The organism is uncultured Senegalimassilia sp., assembly GCF_934632265.1.
Taxonomy (GTDB): domain Bacteria; phylum Actinomycetota; class Coriobacteriia; order Coriobacteriales; family Eggerthellaceae; genus Senegalimassilia.
The window spans coordinates 1-7,422 of sequence record NZ_CAKTYH010000098.1 but is presented as its reverse complement, the minus strand read 5'-3'; the positions used below and the strand labels follow the sequence as shown (position 1 = coordinate 7,422).

The following is a 7,422-nucleotide window of genomic DNA, read 5'->3' as shown; positions in this document are numbered from 1 at the left end:
GCCTAGGGGCGCTCGCGGTCGTTTAAGATCGCTGCGGGTTACTCGGGCTTTTTCGCCACGTGAACTGCGGCGATGCCGCCGGTGTAATTCTTCCAGGTGACGTCCGTGAAGCCGGCATCCTCCATCATGCGGGCCAGGCCCTGCTGGTTGGGGAACGCCTTGATGGACTTCGACAGATACACGAAGCCGTCGCGGTCGCCCGTGATCAGCCCGCCCCAGAACGGGATGAGGTGCTTCAGGTAGAAGTTGTACAGCGCGCGCCAAACGGCGTTGGGCGGGGTGCTGAACTCAAGGCACACCAGGCTGCCGCCGGGCTTGAGCACGCGATACATCTCCGACAGCGCGCGCGGGCGGTCGGGCATGTTGCGGATGCCATAGGCCATGGTGATGGCGTCGTAGCTGGCATCGGCGTACGGGATGTCCTGCGCGTCGACCACCTCGAAATCCACCGGCACGCCGTCGGCCGCGCCGTCGGCGTAGTGCGCGCGGGCAACGTCGAGCATCTCGTTGACCAGGTCGGTGCACTGGATATGGCGCGGATGCTTGGCGCGCGCCACGGTGAAGCTGACATCGCCCGTTCCGCCCGCGATGTCGAGCACATCGTCGTTTGCGCTGATGGGAGCCTGCTTCATCATGCCCGCCAGCCACATCTTGTAAGCGCCGAAGCTGGAGATGGCGTTGAAGCGCTCGTACTTCTTCGCGATGCTGGAGAAGATGTCCTTCACGCGTTCGGACGAGATCTCTGCCGGCGCTTCCTTGCCGGTGGCGGTATCGATGGCCATGCGGTGCTGCTCCTTGCGTATCGTGCGCGCCCGGCGAACCCGGGCGCGTTCATCAAGCTGGCCCTGCGCGGGCCGTTCGTTCGACATTCCAGTATAGCCGTTCGCGCAGCCGCGCCGCGCGAACGGCATGAAGCGAACACGCAAGCTGCGGCTGCGACGGCGCAGCGACCGAGCGCCAGCGAAGGAGGCGCGAACACGCAACCTGCGCAAGGCGCAAGCGGCAAAGTCACGCCCATCAGGCAAAACGCCGGCGAAGGCCGTTTTGCGCGCCTTACCACCAGCGGCCGCGCACCCGCTAGCGTCCCTGCTGCTAGTACTCCTGCTCCAGGTCCGCGTGCGCCTGCGCATCGGTTTCAAGGCCGTAGAACTTCCCTTGGCGGAAGCGGTCGAGCGCCACCAGGGCGATCATGCCGGCGTTGTCGCCGCAGGCCGAAAGCGGGGGCATGACCAGGCGCACGCGCATCTTCGCGCACAGCTTCTCGTACGCCGCGCGCAGCACGGGGTTGGCCGCCACGCCGCCGCCAAGGCAGAACGTGGGCGCGCCGGTTTCGCGCAGCGCCATCTCGGCCTTCTTCACCTGCACGTCCACCACGGCGGCCTCGAAGCTGGCGCAGATGTCCGGCACGTTGAGCTCACGGCCCGCGGCGCGCTCGTTGTTGATGTAGGTGACCACGGCGGTCTTCAGGCCCGAAAGGCTGAAGCGCATGTCGCCCGAATGCATCATGGCGCGAGGGAACTCGATGGCCTTCGGGTTGCCCTTGGCGCCCTGCGCTGACACCACGGGACCGCCCGGGTAGCCCAGGCCCAGCGCCTTGGCAACCTTGTCGAACGCCTCGCCCACCGCGTCGTCGATGGTGGCGCCCAGCACGCGGTAATCGCCCCAGCCGCGCATGTGCACGAGCATGGTGTTTCCGCCGCTGACCAGGGAAACCACCGCCGGAGGGGCGAAATCGGGCGCGCCGATCTTGTTGGCGTACATGTGGCCCTCCAGGTGGTTCACGCCCACCAGCGGCTTGTCGGCGGCCCAGGCCGCGCCCTTGGCGAACGCCACGCCCACCACCAGCGCGCCCACCAGGCCCGGCGCGTACGTGACGCCCACGCCGTCCAGGTCGGCCCAGGTCAGACGCTCCATGCCCAGGCGCTGCGCCGCAACGTCCAGGCACTCGTCGCACACGCCGCAGATGGCCTCGATGTGCTTGCGGCTGGCGATCTCGGGGACCACGCCGCCGAAGCGGGAATGGAAGTCGATCTGGCTTGCCACCACGTCGGAGAGCAGGTTGCCCTTGCCGTCGACGATGGCCGCGGCCGTTTCGTCGCAGGAGCTTTCGATGGCCAGGATGAGCGGGCGCTCGAGCTGCGCGGCGGGCTGGGCGGCCTTCTGCGCATCGTGCGCCTCGTCCACGCGCAGCGTCATGCCGGCGACGTCGACCGGGGACTCCTGGATGCCGGCGTCCTCGGTGACGGCGCGCAACGCCCTCGCGTCGGCAGCGCCGCCGACGGCCGAGGAGCCGATGACACCCTGCAGCGGGCCCTCCATGATGACGGCGTCCTCGCGGTCGGAATAGTAGTGCGGGCGCTTGCCGATGGAGTGCATGCCGAGCGATTCGTAGAACGCCTGCGCGCCGGCGTTGGACGCGCGCACCTCGAGCGAGCACGTGGTAGCGCCCAGGTCGCGGGCGTCGGAGGCCACGCGCGAGATGAGCTGGCGCGCGATGCCGCGGCGGCGCCACGCCGGATCGGTGCCGATCTTGAGGATCTGCACCTGCCCGTCGATCACCATGCCGCCGGCATAGCCGACCAGCACGTTGCCACGCGCGGAAGAGGCGCCTTCGGAACCTGCGGCGCAGCCCGCATCGGGGCCTTCCCCGCTTGCATAGGCCGCCCACCAGGTACGGTCGGCACGCGGAAGCTCATCGGCCACCAGTGCGGCATTCCATGCGTCCGAGCCCATGACCTGGGATTCCATGGCGGCAACGTCCTCGGCGTGCGCGGCATCGAGCGGCTTGTACGTGATGCCGTGCTCGTCGGGACGCGCGTTGAGCACCGCCGTGTCGTGCATGGTGGCGCGCTGGTCGCGGCGCGGCGCGGCGTCCTGCACGCCGGTGGCAAGGTTTTTCGGATCGTTCTTCGCCAGGCGGATGCGCTCGTTCTCCTCGGCGTCCGACAGGCGCGTGTACACCGGCAGCAAAAACGCCGGGTTGTGACGCTTCGCGTCCAGCGGGTCGGCCGCGCCCGTGCGCCACGCGTCCTGCAGCGCCAGCAAAAGCCCGCGGCCCGTGGGCGCCCACAGCTCCTCGGGCAGCAGCGTGCCCGCTGGGGCGAACAGCTCCGCATACTTCGCAAGCCCGTCGCCCGTCAGCTGCAACGCGTCCGCCGCGGCATCGGAAGATGCTTCGTCGACCAATTCTTGGGCTGCGACCTGGGCTTTCACCACGCGATCGGCCTCAAGGCGGTGCACGCCCGCATCATCGAGCGCGTAGCGGACAGGGTAAACCTCCTTGCGCATGGCGTCGGCGATCACGGCCAGCCGACCGCGCACGCCCGAGGCCCACGCATGCCAGGCCACCACGTCAAGCGACGACACGCCCACCAGCGCGGCGCCGAGCGCCTGCGCCACGCCCTTGGCCGTGGCCATGGCGATGCGCACGCCCGTGAACGACCCCGGGCCGCGGCCGACGCACACGCACGCCAGCTGGCCGCGCTCCACGCCGGCTTCGCGCAGCAAAGCGTCCACCCGCACGAGCAGCTGCGTGTTCGACGCGCGATGCGCCGCCACCTCCACCGCAGCCACCGGCTCCACCGCGCATGCCGCGGCGTTCAAACGGCCCAGCCCGATGGAGATCACCTCGTTCGCCGTATCGAACGCCAACGCATATGCGGTTTCAGGCACAGTGCTCCCCTTGCTTTCGAATATGGTTCCTATATGGCCGGTTTCGCCGCAAGACGCCGCTTTGCCGCGCGGCGTCCGTCCGGGCCGCGTCGGGCGCGGCAACGGGCGATCAGAGCGTTTCTGCAGGCGAATCGGCGGGTTTGGCCTCCGCGACCTTGATCGGCGGGATGGAGCCCGTGTTGATGGGGGCGCCACCCGGCACGATGAAGCCGCCGGCGCTGGCCGTGCTCTTCGACAGGCGCGCCTTCGAGTCGTTGGCCCACACGGTGAGCAGCTGACGGGCGCGGTTTCCCAGCGCATGCGCGAGCACGCGGCGGCCACCGTCCTCCGTCACCAGGATGCGGATCTCCAGGTAGCCGTACGGCAGCGCGCCGGGGAACTTCTCGCCCCACTCGATGAACGACACGCCATCGGCGTCGATCGTGTCGTAATAGCCCGTGTCCTCCAGCTCGTCCTGCTCGTCCAGGCGATACAGGTCGAAGTGGTACAGCGGAAGACGCCCCTGGTGGTACTCCAGCAGGATGTTGAACGTGGGGCTGGTAACCTGGGCGGAAATGCCCAGGCCCGCGGCCACGCCTTGCACAAATTGGGTTTTGCCGGCGCCCAAATCGCCCGAAAGCACCACCACGTCGCCCGGATGCAGGTACGGAGCCAGCGTTTCGGCCAGTTGCTTCGTCGCCTCCGTGGACGCGGTTTTACGTGCGTATGTCAGTCCGTTAGCCATAATGCAGCACATCATACGCCAATGCGCGCAAACATGCACCCCACCCACGAAAACGGCGGATAAGCAGGGGAAAACGGCTTCCACGGCCCACCCGCCGCAGCACGCGAAAACGCCCGCTGCAAGAGCGGGCGTTCGGCTAGCCTTTCAGGCGTTCCTTCAGCTGGGCCTCGGCGGCGGCCACGGTGTGCTGCATGGTCATGCTGGTGGTCACGGTGCCCACGCCGCCGGGCACCGGGGTGATGGCGTCCACGATGGGCTCCACCTCGTCGAAGTCCACGTCGCCGCACAGCTTGCCGTGCACGTCGAAGTTGATGCCCACGTCGAGCACCGTCTGGCCCGGGCGGAAGTACTCGCGGCCGTAGGCGCGAGCGCGGCCCGTGGCGCAGATGACGATATCGGCCGAGCGGCTGATCTCCTGCAGGTTCTCGGTGCGGCTATGGCAGATGGTGACGCTGGCGTTGCGGCGCAGCAGCATCATGGACACGGGCTTGCCCACCACCAGGCTGCGGCCGATGACCACCACGTGCTTGCCGACGATGGGCACCTTGTAGTGCTCCAAGATGGCGACGCACGCCGCCGCGGTGCAAGGGGGGAAACCGTCCGGCGCGTCGGTGAACACCGCGGCCAGCGACGCCAGCGAGATGCCGTCGACGTCCTTCGCCGCGGTCAGCGTGTTGCACATGGCCTTCTCGTCCATGAACGTGGGCAACGGGCGGAACATCAGGCAGCCGTGCACCGTCTTGTCGTAGTTGATGGACTGCAACGTGGCCTTGAGCGCGGCTTCGGGCGCGAACTCGTCGAGCACGTAGGGCTTGGTGTGGATGCCCAGGCCGGCGGCGCGTTTGACCGCCGTGCGCTCGTACGACAGGTCGTCGGGACGCTGCCCCAGGCGCACCAGCGCCAGCGTGGGTTTCACGCCCTGCTCCTCGAGCGCGGCGATGCGCCCCCGCATATCCTCGGCCATGCGGTCGACGACCGGCTTGCCCTTCAACAACTCTGCCACGTTTTCTCCACCTTCATCTATCGGCCTGCGGGCCGTTTACGAGACCGCATCCTTCACGAACGCGAACACCTCGTCGCAGTGCTCGCGCGTCTGCGCGACGAGCCGATCCGCCTCGTCGCGGTAGCGTGCGGCCCTCTCGGCGTCGTCGATGGACGCCGCGTTAATGTACACGTTCAAGCTGGCGCCGTCCACGGCGGCTCGGGCGAACGCCACGGAAACGCCCGCATCGCTGCGCGCCATGCGGCTGCCGTTGCGCGCCAGGAAATCGGCGTGCTCCACGCACGCGGCCGCCGTGCGCATGATGTCCAGCGGCACCTCGGTGGCGCCGATAAGAGCATCCTGGATGGCGGCCTGCTTGGCAGCAAGCTGCTCGGGCGTGTCCTTGGGCATGCGGTAGGCCGCCGCCAGCGGGCCGAACGCCTCGGCGTCGGCGCCCACCAGGGAAAGCAGGCGCCCGCGCAGGTCCGCCAGCTTCTCCAGGCGCATGTACACTTCAGGCTCGACCTGGGCATACGTCTTCTTGCCAACGGTCAGGTTGCCCACCATGGACGCCAGCGCGCAGGCCAGCGCGCCGCAATATGCCGAGGCCCCGCCGCCACCCGGCGTGGGGGCCGCCGAGGCAAGCTCCTCGACGAACGAAGTATCCATACGCTTCCTTTCCATTTTCAACCGCACAAGCGGTCTGCAAGCTCGACGCCGGGACCCAGCAACCCTACGAGCAGTTTACCCAGCTGAGTGGCTGGGTGGTGTCCACAAAGCGAGTTCCGCACGACGCAAAAGCCCCAGTGGGGCTTTTGCCAAAGCAGGACTGTCTGAGCGACTGGACACCACCCAGTCGCTCAGCGTCCGGGACTAGAACAGCCCCGTGATCTTACCGGTCTCGTCCACGTCGATCTTGAAGGCCGCGGGGCTCTTCCCCAGGCCCGGCATGGTCATGATGTTGCCGGTGAGCGCCACCACGAAGCCGGCGCCGGCGCTGACCTTGACGTCGCGCACGGTGATGCGGAAGCCGCGCGGCGCGCCCAGCTTCGTCTGGTCGTCGCTGAAGCTGTACTGGGTCTTCGCCATGCACACGGGCATGCCGCCGAAGCCGAGCTTCTCCAGCTTCGCCAGCTCCTTGGCGGCCTTGGCCTCGAAGTCGACGCCATCGGCGCGGTAGACGTTCTTCGCCACGGCCTCGATCTTCTCGCGCAGGCTCAGGTCATCGCCGTAGGAGAACTGGAACGTGTCGGCGCTGCGGCCGGCCTCGTCGCCGTTCTCGCACAGGCGCACGACCTCGTCGGCCAGCGCCAGGCCGCCCTCGCCGCCCTTGGCCCACACCTCGGACAGGGCCACGTTCACGCCCAGCTCGCGGCACTTGTCCTCGACGAGCTTCAGCTCGGCCTCGGTGTCGGTGGGGAAGCGGTTGATGGCCACCACGCACGGCAGGTTGTACACGTTCGTGATGTTCTCCACGTGCTGCAGCAGGTTGGGCAGGCCGGCCTCGAGCGCCTGCAGGTTCTCGTCGTTGAGCGCGTCCTTGGCCACGCCGCCGTGGTTCTTGAGCGCGCGGACCGTTGCCACCACGACGACGGCGTCGGGCTTCAGGCCGGTCAGGCGGCACTTGATGTCCAGGAACTTCTCAGCACCCAGGTCGGCGCCGAAGCCGGCCTCGGTGATGGCGTAGTCGCCCAGCGCGCGGGCCATCTGCGTGGCCATGATGGAGTTGCAGCCGTGCGCGATGTTGGCGAACGGGCCGCCGTGCACGAACGCCGGCGTGCCCTCGAGCGTCTGCACGAGGTTGGGCTTGAGCGCGTCCTTGAGCAGCGCGGCCATGGCGCCCTCGGCGTGCAGGTCGTGCGCGGTGACGGGCTGGTCGTCGAAGGTGTAGCCGACCACGATGCGGCCGAGGCGCTCCTTCAGGTCGGTAATGCTGGTGGCCAGGCAGAAGATGGCCATGATCTCGCTGGCCACGGTGATGTCGAAGCCGTCCTCGCGCGGCACGCCGTTGGCCCTGCCGCCCAGGCCGCACACGATGTTGCGC

At 68.2% G+C, this 7,422-nt stretch carries 6 protein-coding genes; all 6 read right to left on the bottom strand.

Annotated elements, in window-relative coordinates; translation table 11 throughout:
* Positions 1-38 precede the first annotated feature (38 nt).
* On the bottom strand, positions 39-782 hold the full coding sequence (gene ubiE, locus Q0H50_RS07400; RefSeq protein WP_294420979.1) for a bifunctional demethylmenaquinone methyltransferase/2-methoxy-6-polyprenyl-1,4-benzoquinol methylase UbiE: 744 nt from the start codon (positions 780-782) through the stop codon (positions 39-41).
* Between the two features lie 310 nt (positions 783-1,092).
* Positions 1,093-3,672, bottom strand: a complete 2,580-nt coding sequence (gene tsaD / locus Q0H50_RS07395; RefSeq protein WP_294420977.1) for a tRNA (adenosine(37)-N6)-threonylcarbamoyltransferase complex transferase subunit TsaD — start codon at positions 3,670-3,672, stop codon at positions 1,093-1,095.
* A gap of 109 nt (positions 3,673-3,781) precedes the next feature.
* Positions 3,782-4,396, bottom strand: a complete 615-nt coding sequence (gene tsaE, locus Q0H50_RS07390) for a tRNA (adenosine(37)-N6)-threonylcarbamoyltransferase complex ATPase subunit type 1 TsaE (protein ID WP_294420974.1) — start codon at positions 4,394-4,396, stop codon at positions 3,782-3,784.
* A gap of 136 nt (positions 4,397-4,532) precedes the next feature.
* Positions 4,533-5,399, bottom strand: coding sequence for a bifunctional 5,10-methylenetetrahydrofolate dehydrogenase/5,10-methenyltetrahydrofolate cyclohydrolase (locus Q0H50_RS07385; RefSeq protein ID WP_294166786.1), 867 nt, complete (start codon positions 5,397-5,399; stop codon positions 4,533-4,535).
* Between the two features lie 36 nt (positions 5,400-5,435).
* Positions 5,436-6,047, bottom strand: a complete 612-nt coding sequence (locus tag Q0H50_RS07380; RefSeq protein ID WP_294420972.1) for a cyclodeaminase/cyclohydrolase family protein — start codon at positions 6,045-6,047, stop codon at positions 5,436-5,438.
* Between the two features lie 204 nt (positions 6,048-6,251).
* Positions 6,252-7,422, bottom strand: a 1,171-nt coding sequence (locus tag Q0H50_RS07375; RefSeq protein WP_294420971.1) for a formate--tetrahydrofolate ligase, incomplete at its 5' end; no start/stop codon positions are given.